Origin of the sequence: Corynebacterium macclintockiae (assembly GCF_027570165.1) — a bacterium.
Taxonomy (GTDB): Bacteria; Actinomycetota; Actinomycetes; order Mycobacteriales; family Mycobacteriaceae; genus Corynebacterium; species Corynebacterium macclintockiae.
The window spans coordinates 50706-75260 of sequence record NZ_JAKMUV010000002.1; the positions used below are offsets into that span (position 1 = coordinate 50706).

General features: G+C 63.2%; 22 protein-coding genes and 1 pseudogene. 19 read left to right on the forward strand and 4 right to left on the reverse strand.

The features are described 5' to 3' along the window. Window positions 1-4 precede the first annotated feature (4 nt). Window positions 5-1789 carry a choline dehydrogenase gene (gene betA, locus L8U58_RS01885; RefSeq protein WP_269954571.1) on the reverse strand — a complete coding sequence of 595 codons (1785 nt, stop codon included), beginning with the start codon at window positions 1787-1789 and terminating at the stop codon, window positions 5-7. Window positions 1790-2021: 232 nt separating this feature from the next. Here betA and betT point away from each other — a divergent pair. The 11 genes and pseudogenes from betT (at window position 2022) to L8U58_RS01940 (ending at window position 14778) form a co-directional block, all read left to right on the forward strand. Next, window positions 2022-4206, forward strand: a pseudogene (gene betT / locus L8U58_RS01890) (choline BCCT transporter BetT). Window positions 4207-4268: 62 nt separating this feature from the next. Continuing rightward, window positions 4269-5840, forward strand: a complete 1572-nt coding sequence (locus L8U58_RS01895) for an aldehyde dehydrogenase family protein (protein ID WP_269954572.1) — start codon at window positions 4269-4271, stop codon at window positions 5838-5840. A 124-nt stretch (window positions 5841-5964) separates the two neighbouring features. After that, the gene (locus tag L8U58_RS01900) at window positions 5965-8238 is read left to right on the forward strand and encodes a Tex family protein (protein ID WP_269954573.1); all 2274 of its coding nucleotides are present in this window, start codon (window positions 5965-5967) and stop codon (window positions 8236-8238) included. A 111-nt stretch (window positions 8239-8349) separates the two neighbouring features. After that, window positions 8350-8691 carry a 50S ribosomal protein L19 gene (gene rplS, locus L8U58_RS01905; protein ID WP_034970496.1) on the forward strand — a complete coding sequence of 114 codons (342 nt, stop codon included), beginning with the start codon at window positions 8350-8352 and terminating at the stop codon, window positions 8689-8691. Between the two features lie 85 nt (window positions 8692-8776). After that, the gene (lepB, locus tag L8U58_RS01910) at window positions 8777-9610 is read left to right on the forward strand and encodes a signal peptidase I (protein ID WP_034970500.1); all 834 of its coding nucleotides are present in this window, start codon (window positions 8777-8779) and stop codon (window positions 9608-9610) included. Window positions 9611-9622: 12 nt separating this feature from the next. Then, window positions 9623-10249 (forward strand): ribonuclease HII, encoded by a 627-nt coding sequence (locus L8U58_RS01915; protein ID WP_034970504.1) that lies wholly within the window; start codon window positions 9623-9625, stop codon window positions 10247-10249. A 4-nt stretch (window positions 10250-10253) separates the two neighbouring features. Beyond that, a complete protein-coding gene (locus tag L8U58_RS01920; RefSeq protein WP_005295294.1) occupies window positions 10254-10559 on the forward strand; it encodes a DUF2469 domain-containing protein in 306 nt (101 codons plus the stop codon). A 165-nt stretch (window positions 10560-10724) separates the two neighbouring features. Further along, the gene (locus L8U58_RS01925; RefSeq protein ID WP_051873926.1) at window positions 10725-11084 is read left to right on the forward strand and encodes a YraN family protein; all 360 of its coding nucleotides are present in this window, start codon (window positions 10725-10727) and stop codon (window positions 11082-11084) included. Window positions 11085-11087: 3 nt separating this feature from the next. Next, on the forward strand, window positions 11088-12650 hold the full coding sequence (locus L8U58_RS01930) for a YifB family Mg chelatase-like AAA ATPase (RefSeq protein ID WP_269954574.1): 1563 nt from the start codon (window positions 11088-11090) through the stop codon (window positions 12648-12650). Next, window positions 12647-13837 carry a DNA-processing protein DprA gene (gene dprA, locus L8U58_RS01935; RefSeq protein ID WP_269954575.1) on the forward strand — a complete coding sequence of 397 codons (1191 nt, stop codon included), beginning with the start codon at window positions 12647-12649 and terminating at the stop codon, window positions 13835-13837. The genes L8U58_RS01930 and dprA overlap by 4 nt, the downstream gene beginning before the upstream one ends. 17 nt (window positions 13838-13854) lie before the next feature. Beyond that, window positions 13855-14778, forward strand: coding sequence for a tyrosine recombinase XerC (locus L8U58_RS01940; RefSeq protein WP_269954576.1), 924 nt, complete (start codon window positions 13855-13857; stop codon window positions 14776-14778). Here L8U58_RS01940 and L8U58_RS01945 read toward each other — a convergent pair. Continuing rightward, window positions 14753-15334 (reverse strand): M23 family metallopeptidase, encoded by a 582-nt coding sequence (locus L8U58_RS01945; RefSeq protein ID WP_043012568.1) that lies wholly within the window; start codon window positions 15332-15334, stop codon window positions 14753-14755. The two genes, L8U58_RS01940 and L8U58_RS01945, sit on opposite strands and share 26 nt — an antisense overlap. A gap of 478 nt (window positions 15335-15812) precedes the next feature. On the opposite strand from L8U58_RS01945, the gene rpsB reads away from it, so the two are divergent. From rpsB to L8U58_RS01970, 5 genes are all read left to right on the forward strand, one after another. Then, window positions 15813-16622 (forward strand): 30S ribosomal protein S2, encoded by an 810-nt coding sequence (gene rpsB / locus L8U58_RS01950; protein WP_034970518.1) that lies wholly within the window; start codon window positions 15813-15815, stop codon window positions 16620-16622. 170 nt (window positions 16623-16792) lie between these two features. Then, window positions 16793-17611 carry a translation elongation factor Ts gene (gene tsf / locus L8U58_RS01955; protein WP_034970521.1) on the forward strand — a complete coding sequence of 273 codons (819 nt, stop codon included), beginning with the start codon at window positions 16793-16795 and terminating at the stop codon, window positions 17609-17611. A 172-nt stretch (window positions 17612-17783) separates the two neighbouring features. Next, on the forward strand, window positions 17784-18485 hold the full coding sequence (gene pyrH / locus L8U58_RS01960; RefSeq protein ID WP_222866530.1) for a UMP kinase: 702 nt from the start codon (window positions 17784-17786) through the stop codon (window positions 18483-18485). A 56-nt stretch (window positions 18486-18541) separates the two neighbouring features. Further along, entirely contained in the window at window positions 18542-19099 is a 558-nt protein-coding gene (gene frr / locus L8U58_RS01965; protein ID WP_034970527.1) for a ribosome recycling factor, read from the forward strand. Between the two features lie 36 nt (window positions 19100-19135). After that, entirely contained in the window at window positions 19136-19990 is an 855-nt protein-coding gene (locus L8U58_RS01970; RefSeq protein ID WP_034970530.1) for a phosphatidate cytidylyltransferase, read from the forward strand. A 4-nt stretch (window positions 19991-19994) separates the two neighbouring features. Here L8U58_RS01970 and L8U58_RS01975 read toward each other — a convergent pair whose 3' ends face one another. Beyond that, window positions 19995-20357 carry a LapA family protein gene (locus tag L8U58_RS01975; protein WP_420839819.1) on the reverse strand — a complete coding sequence of 121 codons (363 nt, stop codon included), beginning with the start codon at window positions 20355-20357 and terminating at the stop codon, window positions 19995-19997. 98 nt (window positions 20358-20455) lie between these two features. Between L8U58_RS01975 and rlmN the strand changes: the two genes are divergently transcribed. Continuing rightward, window positions 20456-21568: a dual-specificity RNA methyltransferase RlmN gene (rlmN, locus tag L8U58_RS01980; protein ID WP_034972950.1), complete on the forward strand. Its 1113-nt coding sequence runs from the start codon at window positions 20456-20458 to the stop codon at window positions 21566-21568. Window positions 21569-21573: 5 nt separating this feature from the next. Here the strand turns inward: rlmN and L8U58_RS01985 are convergent, their stop codons facing one another. Next, on the reverse strand, window positions 21574-21975 hold the full coding sequence (locus tag L8U58_RS01985; RefSeq protein WP_034970539.1) for a DUF2631 domain-containing protein: 402 nt from the start codon (window positions 21973-21975) through the stop codon (window positions 21574-21576). A 153-nt stretch (window positions 21976-22128) separates the two neighbouring features. On the opposite strand from L8U58_RS01985, the gene dxr reads away from it, so the two are divergent. After that, entirely contained in the window at window positions 22129-23313 is a 1185-nt protein-coding gene (dxr, locus tag L8U58_RS01990; protein WP_420839820.1) for a 1-deoxy-D-xylulose-5-phosphate reductoisomerase, read from the forward strand. Further along, window positions 23298-24542, forward strand: a complete 1245-nt coding sequence (locus tag L8U58_RS01995) for a M50 family metallopeptidase (protein WP_269954577.1) — start codon at window positions 23298-23300, stop codon at window positions 24540-24542. The genes dxr and L8U58_RS01995 overlap by 16 nt, the downstream gene beginning before the upstream one ends. The last annotated feature ends 13 nt before the right edge of the window (window positions 24543-24555 follow it).

Here is a 24555-nt window from a genome sequence, read left to right on the forward strand (position 1 = left end):
GCATTTAGTGGTCAGCGCCCGGGATGGCGTTGACGTGATCGCGGACCTCTTCGCCTTCTGCGTACAGCGGCATGCCCTGCTTTGCGCGGTAGAAGGGGATGTCGATCGGATCCAGGGGCTTTTCGCCCTTGATCAGGTCGGCAGCCTTCTCCGCCAGCATGATTACCGGGGCGTAGATGTTGCCGTTGGTGATGATCGGCATGACGGAAGCGTCGGCGATGTACAGGCCCTCAACGCCGTGGACCTGCATGGTCTCCGGGTCGACAACCGCCATCTCGTCATCGGCGGGGCCCATCTTGGCGGTGCAGGACGGGTGCAGTGCGGTCTCCGCATCGTTGCGGACCCACTCCAGGATCTCCTCATCGGTCTGCACGGCAGCGCCGGGGGAGATCTCGCCGTCGGTGAATTCCTTCATCGCCGGGGTATCCAGCAGTTTGCGGGAGGTGCGGACAGCCTCGACCCACTCGCGGCGATCCTGGTCGGTAGCCAGGTAGTTGAACAGGATCTCCGGCTTTTCCTTCGGGTCGTTGGACTTGATGTGTACGTGGCCCAGGGTATCGGAGTACATCGGGCCGACGTGGAACTGGAAGCCGTGCTCGCCCTCCGGCTGGGAGCCGTCGTAGCGGATCGCCATCGGCAGGAAGTGGAACATCAGGTTCGGGTAGGCCTCGTCGTCGTTGGAACGGGCGAAGCCACCGGCCTCGAAGTGGGAGGAAGCAACCGGTCCGCGGCGGGTCAGCAGCCACTGCAGGCCGATGAACGGGCGGTTGATCATCTTGTAGTACGGCTGGGAGCTCACCGGCTGGGTGCAGTTGTACTGCACGTAGACCTCGAGGTGGTCCTGCAGGTTGTTGCCTACGCCGGGCAGGTGCTTCTTGACCTCGACGCCCGCCTTTTCCAGCACCTCGCGGTCACCGATGCCGGACAGCTCCAGCAGCTGCGGGGTGTTGAAGGCGCCACCGGAAAGGATGACCTTGTCCGCGAATACGCGGTGGGTCTGACTCTTCCATTCGTACTCCACGCCCACGGCCTTGCCGTCTTCGATCAGGACCTGGGTGGTGAATGCGCGGGTGCGGACGTCCAGGTTCTTGCGGTCCTTCACCGGGTGCAGGTATGCGCGGGCCGCGGACAGGCGCTTGCCGCCGAAGATGTTGCGGTCGAAGGGGGCGAAGCCCTCCTGGCGGTAGCCGTTTACGTCGTTGGTCAGGTTGTAACCGGCCTGCTGGACGGACTTGAAGAAGGCCTGGAACAGCGGGCTGGTAGCCGGACCGCGGGTCAGCTTCAGCGGGCCGTTGTGGCCGCGGCGCGGGTCGTTTGCGTCGGCGCCCAGGGCGGTTTCCATCTTGTTGAAGTAGGGCAGGACGTGGCTCCAGCCCCAGTTGGACATGCCCGGCAGGTTGCCCCACTTGTCGTAGTCCATGGGGTTGCCGCGCTGGAAGATCATGCCGTTGATGGAGGAGGAACCACCCAGCACCTTGCCGCGTGCATGGTAGATGCGACGACCGTTCATCTCCGGCTCCGGCTCGGATTCGTACTTCCAGTCGTAGTGCTTGTCGCCGATGGGGAAGGAGAAAGCGGCCGGCATGTGGATGAAGAGGTCCCAGAGGGAGTCCGGGCGGCCTGCCTCCAGCACCATGACGTCCTTGGTGGAATCTTCGGACAGTCGGTTGGCCATCACCGAACCGGCGGAACCGCCACCGACGATGACGACGTCGCGCCGGCGGTCCTCGATTACCTGGCCAGCGGTGTCGTTCTTCTTACCTGGAATCAGCTTGTCGATGAAACCCATCTATTCACTTGCCTCCTAGTTAAATGATTGGTCGTTGAACAGTATGCCACATTTATTTATCGCTTCGCTAGGTAGCAGGTCGGAAGCATGATTAATGCACCTCGCTAGTGAGGTAGATAAAGCACCTATGTGAGGGGATGTGCTGACTTCCTAGTAATACCTGTGTACTCTAGACAATTGTATTTCTTAGAAAATGAACTCCCTTTGGCGGGAAGTACTTGAGGAGAATTACATGACAAATTCCGAAAACGGCCACCGGCGGGCATCTGCCGACGGTGCCGAATCGACCGGCGCCACCCCGCGCGTCATCGTCGGCTCTTTCGATGTTAACGACCGCGACAGCTATTCGCCGGGCGAAGTCACGCCCCCGAAGCCCAACTGGCCTGTTTTCGCTATCTCGGCGGTCGGTATTCTGATCGTCGCCTTGTACGCATTCTTCGGCCGCGAGCAGGCAAAGGATTCGCTGTTTTCCGTTACAGGTTGGATTTCCACCAACCTCGGCTGGTTCTACATCGTTACCGCAACCGTTGCCGTGATCTTCGTCCTGGTCGTCGCGTTCTCGAAGTCCGGCTCCATCCGCCTCGGTCCGGATCATTCCCGCCCGCAGTTCCGACTGTTCTCTTGGTCGGCGATGCTCTTCGCAGCTGGTATCGGCGTAGACCTCATGTTCTTCGCCGTCGCCGAGCCGGTGACTCAGTACATGGCGCCTCCGGTGGGGGATGGGCAGTCCCGCGAGGCTGCCGAGCAGGCCGTCGTGTGGGCGCTGTTCCACTACGGCATCACCGGCTGGGCTCTGTACGCGCTGATGGGTATGGCCTTTGGTTACTACGCCTACCGACTGAACATGCCCCTGGCCATCCGTAGCGCTCTGTACCCGCTGATCGGCAAGCGTATCCATGGCCCAATCGGCGGTGCGGTGGACGTCGCCGCAGTGCTGGGAACCGTCTTCGGTATCGCAGCCTCCCTGGGCATTGGCGTGGTGCAGCTGACCTATGGTCTGCACCTAATCTTCGGATGGGAGGAAGGCGTGGCCGTACAGTCCGGCCTGATTGTCTTCGCCGTTGGCATTGCCACTCTGTCCGCTGTCTCCGGCGTGGACAAGGGTATTAAGCGCCTGAGTGAGATTAACGTGTTGCTGGCCATCGGGCTGGTCATCTACGTCACGGTTACGGGCCAGACTGCTTTTCTTCTTGACGCCCTCGTCATGAACATCGGAGACTACGTGTCTTCCTTCCCGGGCATGACGATGGATACGTTTGCTTTCTCCGAGGATCCGGAATCCACCAAGGCCTGGATGGGCGCGTGGACGCTGTTCTTCTGGGCTTGGTGGGTGGCCTGGGCTCCGTTCGTCGGCCTATTCCTGGCCCGCATTTCCCGCGGACGCACCCTTCGCCAGTTCGTGGTCGGCGTGCTGACCATTCCTTTCCTCTTCATCCTGCTGTGGATGAGCCTGTTCGGTAACACCGCCCTGAAGCGCGTGATCGGTGGCGACGATGACTTCGCCAACAGCACTATGGAAAACCCAGAGCAGGGCTTCTATGCCCTACTGCAGGACATGAACGGCGGCACCGTGCTGATCGTCCTGTCCACGCTGATCGGCCTGCTGCTGTACATCACTTCCGCCGACTCCGGCGCGCTGGTGACCGCCAACTTCACCTCCAAGATTGAGGATTCCCGCCAGGACGGAGCCAAGTGGTCGCGCATCTTCTGGGCCGTGCTGGTCGGTGTGCTGACGTTGGTCATGCTGCAAATTAATGGCGTCGAAACAGTACAGTCCGCGACGATCGTGATGGGCCTACCGTTCACCATCGTGATCTACCTGATCATGTTTGGTCTGTGGCGTTCGCTGCGATTGGAGAACTACGCGGCCGAAGCGCGCGGGGTGTCCCTGCACGCCGCAATGTCCGGTCGTTCCAGTGGTGGAGGAGACAAACAGACCTGGCGCAAGCGCCTGTCGCGCGCCTCCACCTGGCCGAGCCAAGACAAGGCAAACGAGTACCTGCAGAACGTCGCCCAACCCGCGCTGGAATCCGTCGCTCGCGAGCTAAAGGCAAGAGGGGATCGAAACTACGTTGGTGGCCGCCAAGGTGCCGAACCTGCCGGTGAACCAGCTGGATCTGACCCTCCACCTGGGCGAAGAGCAAGACTTCCGCTACCAGATCTACCCCATGGAGCACCCGGTGCCGAGCTTCACCCGCAGCACCAGCAACGAGGAGAACTACTACCGACTCGAGGTGTTCGACAACACCGGCTCCCTGGGCTACGACATTTACGGTTACACCACCGAGCAGCTGATCGATAACGTCCTGGACCTGTACGAGCGCCACCTGGAGTTCCTGCACATGCAGCGCGACCTTCCGGGAACTTCGGACATGTCCGACGGTGCGGATCCGGTGCGCACCTGGATCGAGGACTAGCCCGACATTCCCGCCCAGACATTCCCGCCCTGAAGAACCCCAAGAAAGCGAGAAACCCAACTATGAACAATGCACTGTTCGACCCAACCACCTGCGAGCTGCTGGCCGGAGTGCACAAGAACTCTGGCGCCCCCGCTTCGCTGTTCATCAACGGCCAGTGGGTGCCAGCCGAAGCCGGCGAGACCCGCACGATCATCAACCCCGCCGACAACACCACGGTCGGTGAGGTCTCCGAGGCCTCCGACGTGGACACGGAAAAGGCCATCGCCGCGGCCCGCGCTTCCTTCGACTCCGGCGTTTGGGCCGACGTACCCGCCGTCGAGCGCGGAAAGCTGCTGCTGCAGGTGGCGGCCAAGATCCGCGAGAACAAGGACGTGTTCGCCCGCGCAGAATCCGCCGATACCGGCAAGCGTCTGGCGGAGTCCGAGATCGACATGGAGGACATTGCCAACTCCTTCGAGTACTTCGGTACGTTGGTCCAGCACGAGGCCGGTCGTGTGGTCGATCCGGGTGACGCGAACGTGCGGTCCCGTATTGACGCCGAACCGGTTGGCGTCTGCGGCCTGATCACCCCGTGGAACTACCCGCTGCTGCAGGTGGCCTGGAAGGTGGCTCCCGCTCTGGCCGCCGGTAACTCCTTTGTGCTGAAGCAGGCAGAGCTGACCCCGCACACCGCCATGCTGCTGATGAGCATCCTGGATGAGCTGGGCCTGCCGGCTGGCGTGGCCAACCTGATCACCGGCGCAGGCGCGAACTGCGGTAACCCGCTGTCGCAGAGCCCGGACGTGGACATGGTCAGCTTCACCGGCGGTCTGGTCACCGGCAAGCTGATCGCCCGCAATGCGGCGGAGACCGTCAAGCGCGTGGCCCTGGAGCTGGGTGGCAAGAACCCGAACGTCATCTTTGCAGACGCAGACTTCGACGCTGCCGTGGATAACGCGCTCAACGGCGCGTTCGTCCACTCCGGTCAGGTGTGCTCCGCGGGCTCCCGCATCGTGGTGGAGGAATCCATCCACGACAAGTTCGTCGAGGCGCTGGTGGCCAAGGCCGAGCAGATTAAGATCGGTGGCCCGCTGGACGAGGCCGCCGAGACCGGCGCCCTGATTTCCGCCGATCACCGTGACAAGGTCGCCGCCTACGTCGACCACGCACGCGAGCAGGGGGCGAAAATCCTCTGCGGCGGTCGTATTCCGACGGCTGAGGACAACGAGGGCTCCCACTCCACGGGCAACACTGATCTGACCAATGGCGCGTTCTACCTGCCGACCGTCATCGACGGCTGCACCAAGGAGATGGACTGCGTCCACGACGAGGCTTTCGGCCCGACCGTGACGATCGAGACCTTTACCTCCGAGGAAGAGGCCGTGGCGATCGCCAACGACACGGAATACGGCCTGGCCGGCGCCGTGTGGACCTCGGACGCCGGAAAGGCAGAACGGGTTACGCGCAAGCTGCGTCACGGCACCATTTGGATCAACGACTTCCACCCCTACTTGCCGCAGGCGGAGTGGGGAGGAATGAAGCAGTCCGGTAACGGTCGTGAACTCGGCCCCACCGGGTTGGCTGAGTACCAAGAGCACAAGCACGTCTACACCAACATCGCCCCTGCCGTGACTGGTTGGTTTAAGGGCTAAGGCTTTCAACGCCAGGTGGTTGGTTGCCGACCGCCGCCTGGAATGACTGCAACGGAATTCACTGGTGTTGCTCCCGAGTGGGGCGAGGATTTCGGCAAGCAGTAGCCCCTCTAGAATGTGGGGAATGACAGATAGCATCGCTAGCATCATTGCCCGTGAACTCGGAGTAGATACGCCCCGGGTTCAGGCCACCATAGACCTATTGGACGATGGGGCTACCGTGCCTTTCATCGCCCGCTACCGCAAGGAAATCACCGGCGGTATGGACGACGGCCAGCTGCGTCAATTAGAGCAGCGCCTCAACTACCTGCGCGAGCTCGCCGCCCGCAAGGAAGCGATCCTGAAGAGCATCGATGAGCAGGGAAAGCTGACCGACGAGCTGCGGCAGAAGATCATGGCCGTGGACACGAAGGCGCGCCTCGAAGATCTTTACCTACCGTTCAAGAAGTCTCGCCGCACCAAGGCCGCCATCGCCCGCGAGGCCGGTCTGGGCGAGCTGGTTGACAAGCTGCTCGCCGGTGGCAGCCCCGATGCGGCGGAGGACTACGTCCAGGAAGGGTTTGTGGACGCCGCCGCCGTGATGGCCGGCGCCCGTGCCATCGTGGTCGAGGACATTTCCACCGACGCAGATCTGGTGGGGGAGATCCGCGAGGAATACTTCCGCCGCGGCCGCGCGGAATCCGCGGTGATCGAAGGGCAGGAAGAACAGGGGCAGAAGTACCGCGATTATTTCGAGTTCGACGAATCCTTTGAGGATCTGCCGAGCCACCGCATCCTGGCGCTGCTGCGCGGAGAGAACGAGGGCGTTCTGCGCGTGAACTTCGCGCCAGGGGAGGACGACGAGTTCTACCAGGGCATCATCGCCGACCGGACTGGACTGCAGCCGCAGGGGGACGACGCGGACAAGTTCCGCGCCGAATGCGTGCGCTTCGGCTGGCGCACCAAGCTGGCCGTCAGCTCCGCGGTGGATGTGCGCATGCGCCTGAAGGAAAAGGCCGATGAGGCCGCCGTGAGTGTGTTCTCTAAAAACCTCAAAGACCTACTGCTGGCCGCCCCCGCTGGTCACCGGGCAACGTTGGGCCTGGACCCGGGGTACCGCAACGGCGTGAAGTGCGCCGTGGTGGACGGCACCGGCAAGGTGCTGGACACTGTGGTGGTCTACCCGCACTCCGGCCAGTGGGATAAGGCGCGGGCAATCCTCAGCGCGCTGGTGAATAAGCACGGCGTGGAGCTGCTGGCGGTCGGTAACGGCACGGCCAGCCGCGAAACCGAGAAGCTGGCCAAGGAGATCGCCGGTCTGGCCGAGGGAACCAGGCCGCAGACGGTTGTTATCTCCGAGGCGGGCGCCTCTGTGTACTCGGCCTCCGAGGTGGCGGCCCAGGAATTTCCGGACATGGATGTCTCGCTGCGCGGTGCGGTCTCCATCGCCCGCCGCCTGCAGGATCCGTTGGCGGAGCTGGTCAAGATCGACCCGAAGTCCATCGGCGTGGGACAGTACCAGCACGACGTGAACCAGACCATGCTGGCCGCTGGCCTGGATAGCGTGGTCGAAGACGCGGTGAATTCCGTGGGCGTGGACGTGAACCTGGCTAGTGCATCCTTGCTGAACCGGGTGGCGGGCGTTACCCCGACGCTGGCGGAAAACATCGTGGCCTACCGCGACGAAAACGGCGCATTTAAGTCCCGCAAGGAGCTGCTGAAGGTGCCGCGTCTGGGGCCGAAGGCTTTCGAACAGGCCGCGGGCTTCCTGCGCATCAACGGCGCGGCCGATCCGCTGGACGGCTCCGCCGTGCACCCGGAGGCCTACCCACTGGTGCGCCGCATCGTGGAATCCACCGGAGTGGAGGTTGCCCAACTGGTGGGGAACACCGCCGTGTTGAGCAAGCTGCGGGCCGGGGACTTCGCCGACGATACGTTCGGTATCCCCACGGTCACGGACGTGCTGGCTGAGCTGGACAAGCCGGGGCGCGACCCGCGCCCGACGTTCAAGACGGCTACGCTCGCCGAGGGGATTGAGACCATCAAGGACCTCACACCTGGCATGGTGCTAGAAGGCACCGTGACGAATGTCGCCGCCTTCGGTGCCTTCGTCGACATCGGAGTGCACCAGGACGGCCTGGTCCATGTCTCCGCCATGAGCAACAGCTTCGTCAAGGATCCGCACGACGTGGTCAGCTCCGGCGAGGTTGTGAAGGTGCGGGTCGTCGACGTGGATATTCCCCGCAACCGCATCGGCCTGTCGCTACGCCTGCAGGACGAACCCAACGGCCAGACCAAGCCGCAGAAGGGGGCGGGGCAGAAGCGCAACCCTAGGAAGAAACCCAGCTCCCGAAACCAGGCGCCCCAGGGCAGCATGGCCGCCGCGCTGAAGAACGCGGGATTTGGAAATAGCCGCTAGTCGGTGGCATACTACTCAAGTTAATTTCTGTTGTGGGTACGAACCCGTAGGCGCGCGCCACGCGAAAAGCCGCGAGGATCCTCTATCCAGACGAGCAAAAGGATTTCATCCATGCACATTCTAGATAAGGTCGATGCAGCTCAGCTGCGCGACGACATTCCAGACTTCCGTCCCGGCGATACCCTGGACGTCCACGTCAAGGTTATCGAGGGCTCCAAGTCCCGTCTGCAGGTTTTCCGTGGCGTTGTGATCCGTCGCCAGAACTCCGGCATCCGTGAGACCTTCACCATCCGCAAGATCTCCTTCGGCATTGGTGTGGAGCGTACCTTCCCGGTTCACTCCCCGAACATCGACCACATCGACGTTCTGTCCCGCGGTAAGGTCCGCCGTGCGAAGCTGTACTACCTGCGCGATCGTCGCGGTAAGGCAGCCCGCATCAAGGAGCGCCGCTAACCCTTCACCCCGAAGCGGTACCAACCCAGTCACACTCGTGTGGCTGGGTTTTTTGCTGTTGAGGGCACTGGTATCCTGATTCCTTGTGACTCATCGACAGGATTCGAACGACCCCAACGCAAACCCCGACAAGCGCCCCGAAACGGATTACGTCAACGGTGCGCCGCAAGGCGAGGCACAGCCGGAGGAGGGGGCGTCACCAAAAAAGAAACAGAAGAAGACCTACCCATGGTGGGTAGAGATGCCGATAATCATCTTGATTACGATGCTGGTGCTCGGCGCCTTCAACAACTTCGTTGGGCGCATGTACCTGATTCCTTCCGAGTCGATGGAACCCACCCTGCACGGCTGCCACGGCTGCACGCCCGACCGCATCTTCGTGAACAAGCTGGCTTACCGCGGGGACAAGAGCCCGGAGCCGGGCGACGTGATCGTCTTCGTCGGCACGGAATCGTGGAATGAGGAATACGTTTCCCGCCGCAGCTCCAACGGCGTGATGCGTGGCCTGCAGAACCTCGGCGCCACGATCGGCATCATTGCACCGGACGAGAACACCCTGGTCAAGCGCGTAATCGCCACCGGCGGCCAGACCGTGCAGTGCCAGGAAGGTGACCCGGGCATCATGGTCAACGGCAAGAAGGTCGACGATTCCTACACAATGAACCCGCCGGTCAACCCGATCGACCCCACCACGGGCTCCAAGGAGTGCCAGGGTGACTACTTCGGGCCGGTGACCGTGCCGGAAAACTCCGTGTGGGTGATGGGCGATAACCGTACGAACTCGCTGGATTCCCGCGCGCACATGGGCGACGAGTACCAGGGCACGATCCCGGAGGAGAACATCGTCGGCGAGGTCGAGTCCATCCTGCTGCCGTTCAGCCGCATCGGCGGCGTGGATTCCCTGCCGATCCAGGGCTAGATCCCAGGCTCGATGGAAAGTGAGCTCATCGCCGCGGGACTGGGGCCAGTCGCCGGAGTGGACGAGGCCGGTCGCGGGGCGTGCTGCGGGCCGATTTCGATCGCAGCCTGCATTCTGCCCGCGGAGTTGGAGAACACGGGGCTAGACCGCCTGACCGATTCCAAGAAGCTGACGGAGAGGACCCGCGAGCGCCTCTACGACGTCATCCGGGACGTCGCCGTTGCCTATTCGATCATCCACATCAGCGCCGAAGACATCGACCGCTTTGGTATTCAGCACGCCAACGTGTCCGGCATGCGACGGGCAGTGGCGGCGCTGGAGGTGCAGCCCGGCTACGTGTTGACGGACGCGGTCAAGGTTCCCGGCCTGCCTATGCCTCACCTGCCTGTGGTGAAGGGCGATCAGATGGCCAAGTGCATCAGCGCGGCAAGCGTGCTGGCAAAGGTTTCCAGGGATCGAGTGTTGCGAACGCTCGACGAGGAATTCCCGGGGTATGGTTTGGCTAGTCACAAGGGTTATGGCACCAAGGCTCACATGGACGCGGTGAGTCTGCACGGTGGCACCCCGTATCACCGCTACAGTTACAAGAACGTGGCTGCTGCGCACCGGCAGTGGCTCGAGGGAAAGGATCGAGGGTAGGTTCGTGAGCGCTGAGGAACTAGACGACTACGAAGCAAACGTCGAGCTGTCGATGTACCGCGAGTACCGCGACGTGGTCAGCCAGTTTTCCTATGTGGTGGAGACCGAGCGCCGCTTCTACCTGGCCAACGCCGTGGAGCTGATCCCGCGCAACTCCGGCGGCGAGGTCTACTACGAGGTCCGCATGTCCGACGCTTGGGTGTGGGACATGTACCGCCCCGCCCGTTTCGTCCGCTACGTGCGCGTGATTACCTACAAGGACGTCAACATCGAGGAGCTCGACAAGCCCGAGCTGCAATTACCGGACTGACCTGCTTTTTCTCTTGTGAACTCACAGCCCAGGGGTTTTCCACAGCCCCCTGGGCTTTTGTTGTTCTTGTTTGTTTAGTGACGCCCCCTTGCGGGGATAATGCCCCACACTTGTGAACCAGGTGCCGACCGTGGGGGTCGGTGCCGGTATCAAGAAGGGGACGCAATGGCGGTAAACAAGCGCGCGGTGGGCGACGCGGGGGAGAGTCTGGCCACCGAGTATCTACAGCGGGCGGGGTACGAGGTGCTGGATCGGAACTTCTATACCCGCTACGGGGAGCTGGACGTGGTGGCGCGGACACCCGAGGACGGCCTGGCTTTTATCGAGGTGAAGTATCGTACTTCGGACTCCGACGGGGGCGGAGTGGCGGCGGTGGGGCCGCGGAAACTGAGGCGGATCCGCACGCTGGCCGGATTGTGGTTGGAACAGAACCGCGAGGGGGTGCAGTTTTCTGGGGGACTGCGCGTGGACGTGATCGATGTTGGTCCCGATGGGGTACGCGAGCACGTCGAAGGGGTGTGGTGACCAGTGGCCGTGGGGCACGCGCAGTCGATTGCGTTGGAAGGGACACGGCGGACGGTGATCACCGTCGAGTGTGATGTGAGTAGGGGGCTTCCCGGCATCTCGATCGTCGGTATGGGGGATACCGCAGTGGTGCAGGCGAAGGATCGCATCCGTTCGGCGCTGAAGAACTCCGGCGTGGGGTGGCCGGGGTCGCGGACTGTCATGAGCCTATCGCCTGCCGGGTTGCCGAAGCAGGGGGCGGGTTACGACCTGGCGATGGTGTGCGCGATGTTGTCGGCGGTCGCTGACGATGCGCTGGGGGCGGGGAGGCTTTCGGGTGCAGTCCTAGTGGGGGAGCTGGGACTGGACGGGCAGGTCCGTCCGGTGCAGGGGGTATTCGCACTGGTGCTGGCCGCAGCGATGGAGGGCTTTTCCACGGTCGTGGTGCCCGTCGGCAATGAGGCCGAAGCTGCCGAGGCAGCCGCTGCCGTCGACGGATCTATCACTGTCCTGGTCGCCCGCAACCTGGGCGGGGTGATCGATTGGCTGCGCGGTGGGGTGTTGCCGGAAGCGTGCCCGGGGGAGCACGCTGCACCCCGCCCGGTGGGGGATCTGGCGGACGTTCTGGGGCAGCCTGCCGCGTGCCGGGCCGTGGAGGTCGCCGCAGCCGGGGGCCATAACCTGCTGCTGACCGGGCCGCCAGGCAGTGGCAAATCCATGTTGGCCGAACGGTTGCCGGGGATTCTGCCACCGATGACGGACAGTGAGCGCATAGAGGCCGCCGGCGTCCACTCGTTGGCGGGGGTGAAGGGGAACCTGCCGGAGGTACTTGCGGGGCAACGGCCGTTCATCGCCCCACACCACAACGTCACACCAGCGGCCCTGATCGGCGGCGGGCGGATCCCGGTGCCCGGGGCGGTGAGCCTGGCACACCACGGAGTGTTGTTTATCGACGAGGTCGCCGAGGCACGCCGGGATTCCTTGGAATGTCTGCGCGTGCCGATGGAGCAGCGGCGCGTAGAGCTCATGCGCGCGCAGAGGATTTCCAGCTTCCCCGCCGATTTTCAGCTGGTGCTGGCCGCAAACCCCTGCCCATGCGGGGCGGAGCTGCCCATAGATTGCCGCTGCCCGTCGGGCATTCGTAGCCGGTATCAGGCGAAGCTATCCGGACCGCTGCGGGATCGCGTGGACGTGTTCGCAGCCACCACCGGCAAGCCGCAGATCGAGGGGCTTAAAAATTTTGGAGAGCCCAGCGCCACCGTAGCCCAGCGGGTGGCCGAGGCCCGGGATCGTGCCCGACAGCGATGGGGCGCCGCTAGTAACGCGCTGGTGCCCGGAAAAATTTTGCGCCAGGTCGGGGTGGACGAATCCGGCTCGCTACTGCTGGAGGACATGCTGCGCACCGGCACCATCACACAGCGGGGAGTGGACCGCGCCATTCGCGTTGCCTGGACCCTTGCGGACTTGGACCACGCCGCCGCCCCGCATCTGGGCCACATCAGCGACGCGGTCGAACTTTTCGGCGCAGACAGCGAGCTAGCGAGCAGAGAACCGGCGAGTAGAGAACCAGCGGAGGCACAGCGATGACTACTCAAGAAAAATTTTTAACGTGGGCCTACGTGCGGCGAGTCGTTGAGGCCTCCCGCGTGGACCTGCTGGACATGCTCTGGCCCGACGGCTGGGATCAGGCCGGCCCCTCCCAGGTGCGGGCCGTAGCCGATGCCCTGGCGCGCCGGGCTGGGACCCTGCCCGATGCTCTGGCCGACGCGACCTCCCAGCGCTACGACCACGACCCCACGGCCGACGCGGAGCTCGCGGCTGCCCGCGGCTGGCGCCTGGTAACGCCAGAGGATGACGAGTGGCCTACGGAACTGACCGCCAGCTTCGTCCGCATGGCGGATTCGGGCGCGGATCATGATTCTTCCGTCCGTGGCCAGGCTGCCGCTCCTTTCGCCCTGTGGGTGCGCGGCGATATGCGTCTGGACACGGCCGTGCGCCGTTCCGTCACGGTCGTCGGCACCCGCGCGGCCACGCGCTACGGCGAGCAGGTTACCAAGTCCTTTGCAGGAGACCTGGCGGATGCGGGCTTCAGCCTGATCTCCGGCGGCGCGATCGGTATCGACGCACTCGTCCATCGCGCGGCGTTGCAGTCCCAGATTCCCACCCTGGTGGTCATGGCATGTGGCCTTGACGTGCCCTATCCCAAGGCGCACGCGGAGCTGTTCGAGCAGATCGTCGCCGCCGGTGGACTCCTCATTAGCGAGTATCCGCCGGGCACTCCGCCGGCTCGCCATCGCTTCCTCACCCGTAACCGTTTGGCCGCGGCTCTCAGCCAGGCAACCCTGGTCGTGGAGGCGCCCCTGCGCAGCGGCGCACTGAACACCCTGAACTGGGCCGAGGCCTTCGTGAAGCCGACCTTCGCCGTCCCCGGCCCCGTCACCTCGCATGCCTCGCTGGGGTGCCTCGAACGCATCCGCACGTCGCGCGCCACCCTGGCCGTCAGCGCCCGCGACCTCATCGAGGAGCTCAGTCCCCTCGGCGAGCAGATGGCCTTGGGGTTTGGTGCGGAGGATCGCTCGGAGCTGTTGAATTGGGAACATGTCGCGGTTATCGACGCCGCCGCCCTCCCCAGCGGCCGTGGTCCCGAAGGCCGGCTGCCCCAGTTGGTGGAGGCCACCGGTTTGCCCGCGCGCACGGTGATCCGTTGCCTGCGCGACTTGGAGGGGATGGGCAGGCTTCGCCGAGAGGCCGATCGCTGGATTAGGGTCGAGTGACCAGCTAAATTGGTCACATGAACAACTCTCGTCCCACTGGCACCACGGCGCCGCTGTGGTCTGCGCTGGACGACTACGAACAGCACCTGCGCCACGTCGTGGGGCGCAGCGAGAACACAATCCGCGCTTACCGACGGGACCTCGACAGCGCTCTGGAGGGTCTGAAACGCATCGAACAATTCGACCTCGACCGCGCCCGAGACGTGCTCGGCTGGGCGGTTGATAACGGCGCCAGCAGGGCCAGCCTGTCCCGTCTGGCCTCCAGCATGCGCGGTTTCGGGGCGTTCCTGGCCCACCGTGGATTCGTGCAGGCCAACCCCGTCGCAGCGCTGAAGGCACCCAAGCCGCAGCGCACGCTTCCGCGCGTGTTGCGGGCCGATCAGGCCGCCGACTTGCTGGACGGCTTGCGCACGGACGGCTTGCGCACGGAACCGCAGGATTCCGACCCGCAGAGCATCCGCGACTGGGCGATGGTCGAGCTGCTCTACGCCACCGGTATCCGCGTATCGGAACTGGCGGGGTGCGACGTTGACGACGTGGATTTCTCCAATAACCTCCTCCGGGTCACGGGTAAGGGCAACAAGACCCGGGTTGTGCCCTTCGGCGCTACGGTCTCGGCTGCTTTGGAACAGTGGCTTTCGGCTCGCACCACTATGGCCAAGGGAACCCCGGCACTATTCGTCGGGACTAGAGGCAAGAGGATCGACCCCCGCCAAGTGCGCACCGTTGTGAACCGCGTAACCCAGGCAGGCCCTGGCCCGCGCCTGTCGCCGCACGGCCTGCGGCACTCCGCGGCCACGGCAATCCTCGAGGGCGGTGCAGATCTGCGAGTAGTGCAGGAGCTGCTCGGCCACGCCAACATGTCCACCACGCAGATCTATACTCACGTGGGTACAGAACGGCTGAAGGCCGTGTTTAACCAGGCGCATCCCAGAGCCTGACCCGCACGCTGCCGAGCAGAGTCATTGGGTCGATATAGACCCTCCTCTTGTCCTCCAGCTTGGCGCCCCAGGACAGTCCGGGGGAACTGCGGGCGTAGTCGGGCAGGGCAGTGGCATCCGCCAGCACTCCAATGGCCTCGCCCCGGCGGACCTTTTGCCCCGCACGGACGCGGGCGAGCACCGGCTCATACGTGGTGCGAATGCCATCCGAATGGCTGATCGAGACCACAGGAGTGCCCGCCACCACGCCAGCGAAGGCCACGATGCCACCCCTGCTGGCCACGATCACCTGGCCGGGCGCGGCTTGCAGATCCACGCCACGGTGCCCGGGCTTCCAGACCGCGTCCGGAATGTCCGCAGCGCGGATCACCTGCGCATGCTTCGCTGTGGGCAGTCGGTGGGAGCGGACGATGCGGGGTGAATCTGATTGAATCGTTGCAGATTGGGGCTCTGCAGATTGGGATAGGGCAGAAGGCGCAGGGGATAACGGAACGCCCGCACAGAAGAAGACCAGTGCAAGAGTGAGGTAGAGGGTGCGGTTAAGCCGTGGGATCATGGTTAAAGATGATGCGTGGGGGCGTCATAAAAAAGAAAGGGCATAGGCGTGAGGTTGTGGATAACTAAAAGTTGTCCACAGGACACGCGCGGGTGGACTTGTTTCAGCAGCGTGAGTGGGGGTAGGGTAGCAGTCGCAGTATGTCCGGGCTCGTCCTCATGCAACTCGCATGTGACATTCACATGGAGGGCAAGCGGTTTCGCGAAGACCGTGGGGTAGAGCAAGGCTACTGACTACGCGTAGATAATTCGCACCCCACACAATGGCTCACCAGCACGGTCCCGCTATCGACAGCGGGCGAACATGGCGAGTCACAGCTACACCGGGGAAGTATCTGCCAGGATGGTGCATAAGCCACGCACGTACAGTGAGTGTCGAGTGCATCGTGAAGAAAACCGTCAAACCCTAAACTTTGAAAGCGAGGAAGGGGCGGCGCCGACCACACGGTCGGCTAGAAGAAATACGCCCCTGTAACACCATGGCTGTTGTTACTATGCGCGAGCTGCTGGACGCTGGTGTCCACTTCGGTCACCAGACCCGTCGTTGGAACCCGAAGATGAAGCGCTTCATCTTCACCGACCGCAACGGCATCTACATCATCGACCTGCAGCAGACCCTGACCTACATCGATGAGGCTTACGAGTTCGTCAAGGAGACCGTAGCCCACGGCGGCAACATCCTGTACGTCGGCACCAAGAAGCAGGCTCAGGAAGCAGTTGCTAACGAGGCTGAGCGCGTTGGCATGCCTTACGTCAACCACCGCTGGCTGGGCGGCATGCTGACCAACTTCCAGACCGTTGCTAAGCGTCTGCACCGCCTGAAGGAACTGCAGGCAATGGACGCAGCTGAGGACGGCTACAAGGGCCGCACCAAGAAGGAAGTTCTGATGCTGACCCGCGAGCGCAACAAGCTGGAGCGCGTCCTGGGCGGTATCGCGGACATGACCAAGACCCCGTCCGCACTGTGGATCGTCGACACCAACAAGGAGCACATCGCTGTCTCCGAGGCGCAGAAGCTGAACATCCCGGTTGTCGCAATCCTGGATACCAACTGCGACCCGGACGTTGTCGACTACCCGATCCCGGGCAACGACGATGCCATCCGTTCCGCAAACCTGCTGACCAGCATCATTTCCTCCGCTGTTGAGGCCGGCCGCCAGGCTCGCGCCGAGCGCCAGGAAGCTGCTGCAAAGGAAGCTGCAGGCGACGCTGACAAGGCTCCGGCTGAGGCTGAGAAGTCCGAGGCTCCGGCTGAGGCTGAGACCGCCGAGGAAAAGTCTGAGGCATAAGCTGTTGTAGAACAGCTATAAAGCGCCCACCCCCGTATGGGACACAGATTGAATCCCGTGTCCAACGGGCGTGGGCGTTACTTGTAACCTAGGCTGGAAAACAGGACTGAGTTTAGAAACTGTAATTTCAGCCACCATTAATACTTCCACCAGAAGGAGGATCGCCCCACATGGCGAACTACACCGCTGCAGACGTTAAGAAGCTCCGCGAGATCACCGGCTCCGGCATGATGGACTGCAAGAAGGCCCTGGAAGAAGCCGCAGGCGACTTCGACAAGGCCATCGAGATCCTGCGCATCAAGGGTGCAAAGGACGTTGGCAAGCGCGCAGAGCGCTCCGCTTCCGAGGGCCTGATCGCTATCTCCGGCAACACCATGATCGAGGTCAACGCTGAGACCGACTTCGTGGCAAAGAACGCCGAGTTCATCGAGTTCGCCGACAAGGTAGCTGCCGCAGCTGCCGAGGCCAAGGCTAACTCCCGCGAAGAGCTCGAGGCAGTTGAGGTTGACGGCCAGAAGGCTGTTGACGCTCTGCAGCAGCTGTCCGCAAAGATCGGTGAGAAGCTGGAGCTGAAGCGCGCCACCACCATCGAGGGCGACAAGGTTGCTGTTTACAAGCACCACCGCTCCGCTGACCTGCCGCCGGCAGTTGGCGTGCTGGTTTCCTACGAGGGCGACGACGAGGGTGCTGCCAAGGCTGCCGCTATGCAGGTTGCCGCTCTGAAGGCTAAGTACCTGAGCAGCGACGAGGTTCCGGCCGAGACCGTTGCCAAGGAGCGCGAGATCGCCGAGGCTACCGCTCGCGAGGAGGGCAAGCCGGAGAAGGCTCTGCCGAACATCATCGAGGGTCGCCTGAAGGGCTACTTCAAGGACGTTTGCCTGCTGGATCAGCCGTCCGTCACCGAGTCCAAGAAGTCTGTTAAGCAGGTTATGGACGAGGCCGGCGTGACCCTGAAGGGCTTCAAGCGCTTCGAGGTTGGCCAGGCTTAAGGTCTGCACACTCCGAAAATTTTTTCGGCAGAGGCTCCGGCACACGAATGGGTGCCGGGGCCTCTTTTGTGTGTCCGGGTGGGGTATTATGACCACCAGTGCCAAACACGTCTACCTCAAGGAGCAAACCCCGGTGAGTACAGCCGAAAACCGCGAAGGCTACAAGCGCGTTATGTTGAAGCTGGGGGGTGAGATGTTCGGCGGAGGAAAGGTCGGCATCGACCCCGACGTTGTCCAGAACGTCGCACGGCAGATCGCGGAAGTCTCCAAGTCTGGCGTAGAAGTAGCCGTGGTTATCGGCGGCGGTAACTTCTTCCGCGGTGCCGAGCTGCAGCAGCGCGGCCTGGAGCGCTCCCGCTCCGACTACATGGGAATGCTCGGCACGGTGATGAACTGCCTGGCTCTACAGGACTTCCTGGAGCAGGAGGGCGTGGACTGCCGCGTACAGACCGCCATCCAGATGACCCAGGTCGCAGAGCCCTACCTGCCTCTGCGCGCACGCCGCCACCTCGAAAAGGGACGCGTGGTTATCTTCGGTGCAGGCATGGGCATGCCGTACTTCTCCACCGACACCACGGCCGCCCAACGCGCCCTGGAAATTGGCTGCGAGGTCCTGCTGATGGCCAAGGCCGTCGACGGCGTGTACAGCGACGACCCGCGCACCAACCCGGACGCGGAGCTGTTCCACGAGATCACCCCATGGGAGGTCATCGAGAAGGGCTTGAAGGTCGCAGACGCCACCGCGTTCTCCCTCTGCATGGACAACAAGATGCCGATCCTGGTGTTCAACCTGCTTACCGAGGGCAACATCGCCCGCGCGGTCGCCGGCGAGCGCATCGGCACCTTGGTCGACAGTAACGTCCGTACCAGCTAGCCATACAAGCGGGTCACTCAACACTTTCCCCACCGTAGACTGGTAAATTCTTAAACATGATTGACGATATTCTGCTTGAATCCGAAGAGCGCATGACTAGCTCTGTGGAGCACGCTCGCGAAGACCTGACGACCATTCGTACCGGTCGCGCGAACCCGTCGATGTTCAACGGCGTGGTAGCCGAGTACTACGGGGTTCCCACTCCGATTACCCAGATGGCCACCATCAGCGTGCCGGAGCCCCGCATGCTGCTGATCAAGCCCTACGAGCAGTCCACCATGGACGAGATCGAGAACGCTATCCGCAACTCCGACCTGGGCGTCAACCCCACCAACGACGGCCAGGTGCTGCGCGTAACCATCCCGCAGCTCACCGAGGAGCGCCGCAAGGAAATGGTCAAGATGGCCAAGTCCAAGGGCGAGGACGCGAAGATCGCCATCCGCAACATCCGCCGCAAGGGCATGGAGCAGCTGGGCAAGATCCAGAAGGACGGCGAGGCCGGCGAGGACGAAGTCCGCGCGGCGGAGAAGGATCTGGAGAAGATCACCCACAACTACGTCGAGCAGGTCGATGCCCTGGTGGAGGCCAAGGAGAAGGAACTGCTCGAGGTCTAAAGAGGACCTCCTCGGCGCAAGAAAGGTTCTGTACCCATCGTTGCTCGCCCGAAGCCCAAGAACAGCGCCGGCCGCGACCTAAAGCAGGCAATCGCGGTCGGCGTGTTCTTGGGCGCCATCGCAATCGGGGGGCTGTTCACGCCCTTCGCCTGGTATCCGCTGGTCGCCCTGGCCCTGTCCCTGGCGGTCTACGAAGTATGGCGCCGACTGTACGAGGCCGGATACGTACTGAACCTGCCGGTCCTGATCCTGGGATCTCAGGTGATCGTGTGGTTGTCCTGGCCATTCGGGCCGACGGGCGCGCTGGGGGGATTCGTCATCAGTGTTCTGCTGGTGATGGTCACGCGCCTGTTCCACCACGGCCGTTCTTCGCCGCCGCATAACTATCTACGCGACACGGCGGTCGGCATTTTCCTGTTGACGTGGATACCCCTGTTCGGCAGTTTCGCCGCCATGCTGTCGCGCATGCAACGCGATCACATTGATGGCTGGGCCTTTATCGTCACGTTTATGCTGTGCGTCGTCGGTTCCGACGTCGGCGGTTATATCGCGGGAGTGCTCTTCGGCTCGCACTCGATGGCTCCCGCGGTGAGCCCGAAGAAGTCCTGGGAAGGCTTTGTCGGCTCGCTGATTTTGTCCACCGCCATCGGCGTGGCGTGTGTGACTCTGCTGCTCTCCGGCCCGTTCTGGGTGGGGCTGCTGTTGGGGCCGGGTCTGGCTTGCTGCGCTACCCTCGGCGATCTTGTGGAGTCGCAGTTCAAGCGCGACCTCGGCATCAAGGACATGTCCGGCATGCTGCCGGGCCACGGTGGTTTGATGGATCGCCTGGACGGCATGTTGCCGTCGGCGATGATCACCTGGGTGGTGCTGAATATGCTGAGCGGCGTGTAGCCCCCTAGCGGGTGACCTGCTTGCGCAGCTGGATGATGCGCACGCCACCGACCAGCGCCATAATTAGCGCGCCGACGATCGCGGCAATCAGCATGCCCACGCCGATCGGGAAGGTCATCGTCCAGCCCAGCAGCTGCAGCTCCACGGACTCCTGATTCTGCAGGATGAACACCAGCAGCAGGATCAGCAGCAGCACACCCACAATCAGGCCGACCCACGTCGTGCCTGCCAGCGACTTCTGTACTTCGCGGTGTTCTTCGGGGTTCTTTGGTGTTGACGCCACCGGCTCCACCCCAGCCGGCGGTCCCTGCACTGGCTCGTTGCCAACGGGCTGAGCGTTGTTCTCTGGCATGGGTGGGCGGTTCATATTGTCGTTCATACCTCCCATTCAACGGCATATCCGGGCGCACTTCAGATTTTGGCAATGTGAGGGTTACCCCCGGTACGTGCAATAATGGGCGCATTATGGCTACACCAGTGAAACTTCAGTTCGCCGCGCCTAAAAGGGGCATGCCGCCTGCACACATGGCGGATCTAGATCAGGAAACTCTGCAGCAGAAGGTCCAGGAGCTCGGTTTGCCGAAGTTCCGGGCCGACCAGATTCGGCGTCAATACTACGGGCGCCTGCAGGGCGACCCGATGGAGATGACGGACCTGCCAGAGGCGAAGCGAGCAGCGGTGAAGGAGGCGCTGTTCCCCGAACTGATGCGCCCGCTGCGCAACATGGAGGCCGACGACGGCGAAACGCGCAAGACGCTCTGGCAGCTGCACGACGGCACGATGCTGGAGAGCGTGCTGATGCGCTACCCGGGGCGCGCGACGCTGTGCATTTCCTCCCAGGCTGGCTGCGGAATGGCATGCCCGTTCTGCGCTACCGGTCAGGGAGGACTGGACCGCAACCTCTCCGTCGGCGAGATGGTGGAGCAGGCCCGCGCCGCCGCCGTGGCGATGCGCGACGGGGAAGTCGATGGGGAAGAGGGGCGCCTGTCTAACATCGTGTTCATGGGCATGGGCGAGCCGCTGGCGAACTACAAGCGAGTGGTGGAGACCATCCGTAAGGTGTCGGCCCCCGCGCCGGAGGGATTTGGCATTTCTCAGCGCAACATCACCGTCTCCACGGTGGGGCTGGCTCCGGCGATCCGCAAACTGGCGGACGAGGATATGAAGGTGCGCCTCGCGGTCTCCCTGCACACTCCCGACGACGAACTGCGCGATGAGCTAGTTCCGGTGAACAACCGCTGGTCGGTGGAGGAAGTGCTGGATGCTGCGCGCTACTACGCGGATACTTCCGGGCGCCGCGTATCCATTGAATACGCCCTGATCCGAGATATGAACGATCAGGATTGGCGTGCCGACCTCTTGGGCAAGAAGCTGCGCGGAGCGCTGGGCTCGAAGGTGCACGTTAATGTGATTCCACTGAACCCGACTCCGGGCTCCAAGTGGGATGCGTCCCCGAAGGAACGCCAGGATGAGTTCGTCCGCCGCGTGGAGGCCCAGGGCGTGCCGTGTACCGTGCGCGATACGAAGGGCCAGGAAATTGCTGCGGCCTGTGGCCAGCTAGCGGCGGAAGAGCGCTAGGAAAACTAGCGCGCGACCGTCGTCGGGTCGATGTTCTGAGCGCGCAGTTCGTCGTCGCTCAGGTTGGAGTATGCACCGGTCAGGTTCAGCTGGTCAGCGGACCATACCGGCTCGACGTGGCCTTCCGGCTTGTTGCGCGCGGTGACGGTCTTGCGCTGCTTGAACTTCGGGGTAGCCAGCCACAGGCCCAGGCCGAGGAAAACCACGACGGCCAGGACGATCAGCCAGATGTTCTCAACATTGCCCTTGTGGTTGCCGAACAGCATGCCCAGCAAGAACAGGCCACCGATTACACCGGCAGTAATGATTCCGCGACGCGGAAGCTCGCTCCAGCCCCAAGCCGCAGACGGTACGTCCGCGGTGGATACGCCGTTGTAAACTTCAGCTTCCTTAGAGTGGTGCGCCACCGTTTCCTCCTGAATGTCAAAAGAATTCTATCTCTCGTATTTTGACACACCCGACCCCAATTGTCCCTATCCGCGCGCGGGGAATGGCAGGAAAATACCTACTTTGGGTGGGGATGTGCGGGCGTCCCAAAGAAAAGAAATAGAATAGGCCGCGTGAAAACGCGTGTAGTAGTTCTAGGCAGTACCGGCTCCATAGGCACCCAAGCTTTGGAGGTGATGGCGGATAACCCGGAGCGTTTCGAACTCGTCGGGATTTCCGCGCACGGATCGAAGCCGGAGCTGCTGGCGGATCAGGTGCGCCAGTTCGGGTTGGAGCTCAGCCACGTGGCGGTGGCCTCCGAGCGGGCAGCCGAGTGGCTGGACGGGGAGATCAGCGGGGGACGTTGCATCCGCGGCAAGGATTCCGCCCGCGAGTTGGTTGAGGCGCTCGGGCCGGGACTCACCGAGAACGACGTGATCCTCAACGCCCTGGTGGGGTCGTTAGGGCTGGACGCCACCCTGGCCGCCTTAGGAACGAAGGCGAAGCTGGCACTGGCGAACAAGGAATCCCTCGTGGCCGGTGGGCAGCTGGTGCTCGAGGCCGCCGCGGAAGGGCAGCTGATTCCCGTGGACTCGGAGCACTCCGCGATGGCTCAGTGCCTGCGCTCTGGGCGGGTGGATGAGGTCGACTCGCTGGTGCTGACCGCCTCCGGTGGCCCCTTCCGCGGCTACACCCGCGCGCAGCTGGAGGATGTTACCCCGCTGCAGGCCGCCAACCACCCGACCTGGTCGATGGGCCAGATGAACACGCTGAACTCCGCGACGATGGTCAACAAGGGGCTGGAGCTGATCGAGGCCAGCCTGCTGTTCGGCATTCCCGCCGAGAAGATCGACGTGACCGTCCATCCGCAGTCCATCGTCCACTCCATGGTTACCTTTATCGACGGGGCGACGATCGCCCAGGCCTCCCCGCCGTCGATGAAGCTGCCGATCTCCCTGGCCCTCGGCTGGCCAGATCGCATTGCCGATGCCCAGCCGAAGCTGGACTTCTCCACGGCTGCGGATTGGCATTTCGAGCCGCTGGACGACGACGTCTTCCCGGCCGTCACGTTGGCACGCCAGGCCGTCACTGCCGGCGGAACGATGCCCGCGGTTTATAATGCAGCGAACGAGGAAGCGGCCGTCGAGTTCCTGAACGGCAGGCTGAGCTTCCCCCGCATTGTGGATACTGTGGCGGCCACCATGGAGGCTTGCCAACACCTGTCCGCCGAACCCAACGACCTGGAAGATGTGCTGGCAGCGGAGCGCGAAGCCCGCGCCAAGGCGCATGAAAGGATGGCCACGTGGCTTTCGGACTAGGGGTAGTTCTTTTCGCCCTAGGCATCGCCGTCTCTATTGCCCTGCACGAGGCCGGGCACCTCATTACCGCCCGCATGTCGGGTATGCGCGTACGGCGCTACTTCATCGGCTTCGGCCCGACGATCTTTAGCTTCCGCAAGGGGCACACCGAATACGGCCTGAAGGGCGTCCCCCTGGGTGGTTTCTGCGACATCGCCGGCATGACGAAGCTGGACGAGATGACCGACGAGGAGCGCCCGTACGCCATGTACGACAAGCCGGCGCACCGGCGCATCTTCGTCATGCTCGGCGGCATCATCATGAACATCGTCCTGGCCCTGGGCATCCTCTACGGCGTGGCCTTGGCCTGGGGATTGCCGGACCGCAGCGTGGTGTTCACTCCCACCGTCGAATCCACCCAGTGCGCACCGGCGAAGCAAAATTCGGACGGCACGCTCGCCAAGTGCTCGGGCGACGGTCCGGCGGCGGAGTCCGGCGTCCAGACCGGCGACACCTTCCTATCCGTCAACGGCGAAGAAACAAAGGACTTCCGGGCCTTCACCAAGGCCATCGCCGACGAGGCGAAGCACGCGGCCGACAACGGCAAGAAGGTTGGCGACCGCATTACGGTGCCCGCCGTTGTAGACCGCGAAGGTAAGCACCAGAACCTCGACCTGCAGATCGAGCTGGTGGAGCGCCTGAACTCCGCCGGCAACCCCATGACCTCCGGCGCCGTCGGCATCAGCGCGAAGCGGCCGAAGTTCGTCATCAACCAGTACAACCCGGCTAGCGCGGTGGGCGGCACGCTGTCCTTCACCGGGGGAATGGTCAATGACACGTTCCATGGCCTCATCGAGCTGCCACAGCGCGTGCCGGGTGTGGTCGCGTCCATCTTCGGTGGCCACCGCGCCGACGATTCCCCGATGAGCGTGGTCGGCGCCTCCCGCGTCGGCGGCGAGTTGGTGCAGTACCAGCAGTGGATGAGCTTCCTCATGACCCTGGCGAGCCTGAACCTCTTCCTCGCCGCCTTCAACCTGGTGCCGCTGCCACCGCTGGACGGCGGCCACATCGCCGTGGTGATCTACGAGAAGATCCGCGATTTCTTCCGCCGCCTGCGCGGTAAGCAGCCGGGTGGCCCCGCCGATTACACCAAGCTGATGCCCCTGACCTACGCGGCCACGGCGGTGTTGTTGGTGTTCGGCATTATCGTCATCGTCGCTGATGTAGTTAATCCGATCCGCATTTTCTGACGCCCACATCTGC

What these genes read in the sequence shown, in the direction of transcription:
- betA (WP_269954571.1), bottom strand. Translation starts at nt 1,789, where the DNA reads ATGGGTTTCATCGACAAGCTGATTCCAGGTAAGAAGAACGACACCGCT.
- L8U58_RS01895 (WP_269954572.1), top strand. Translation starts at nt 4,269, where the DNA reads ATGAACAATGCACTGTTCGACCCAACCACCTGCGAGCTGCTGGCCGGA.
- L8U58_RS01900 (WP_269954573.1), top strand. Translation starts at nt 5,965, where the DNA reads ATGACAGATAGCATCGCTAGCATCATTGCCCGTGAACTCGGAGTAGAT.
- rplS (WP_034970496.1), top strand. Translation starts at nt 8,350, where the DNA reads ATGCACATTCTAGATAAGGTCGATGCAGCTCAGCTGCGCGACGACATT.
- L8U58_RS01915 (WP_034970504.1), top strand. Translation starts at nt 9,623, where the DNA reads ATGGAAAGTGAGCTCATCGCCGCGGGACTGGGGCCAGTCGCCGGAGTG.
- L8U58_RS01925 (WP_051873926.1), top strand. Translation starts at nt 10,725, where the DNA reads ATGGCGGTAAACAAGCGCGCGGTGGGCGACGCGGGGGAGAGTCTGGCC.
- dprA (WP_269954575.1), top strand. Translation starts at nt 12,647, where the DNA reads ATGACTACTCAAGAAAAATTTTTAACGTGGGCCTACGTGCGGCGAGTC.
- L8U58_RS01940 (WP_269954576.1), top strand. Translation starts at nt 13,855, where the DNA reads ATGAACAACTCTCGTCCCACTGGCACCACGGCGCCGCTGTGGTCTGCG.
- L8U58_RS01945 (WP_043012568.1), bottom strand. Translation starts at nt 15,334, where the DNA reads ATGATCCCACGGCTTAACCGCACCCTCTACCTCACTCTTGCACTGGTC.
- rpsB (WP_034970518.1), top strand. Translation starts at nt 15,813, where the DNA reads ATGGCTGTTGTTACTATGCGCGAGCTGCTGGACGCTGGTGTCCACTTC.
- tsf (WP_034970521.1), top strand. Translation starts at nt 16,793, where the DNA reads ATGGCGAACTACACCGCTGCAGACGTTAAGAAGCTCCGCGAGATCACC.
- pyrH (WP_222866530.1), top strand. Translation starts at nt 17,784, where the DNA reads ATGTTGAAGCTGGGGGGTGAGATGTTCGGCGGAGGAAAGGTCGGCATC.
- frr (WP_034970527.1), top strand. Translation starts at nt 18,542, where the DNA reads ATGATTGACGATATTCTGCTTGAATCCGAAGAGCGCATGACTAGCTCT.
- L8U58_RS01975 (WP_420839819.1), bottom strand. Translation starts at nt 20,357, where the DNA reads ATGAACCGCCCACCCATGCCAGAGAACAACGCTCAGCCCGTTGGCAAC.
- rlmN (WP_034972950.1), top strand. Translation starts at nt 20,456, where the DNA reads ATGGCTACACCAGTGAAACTTCAGTTCGCCGCGCCTAAAAGGGGCATG.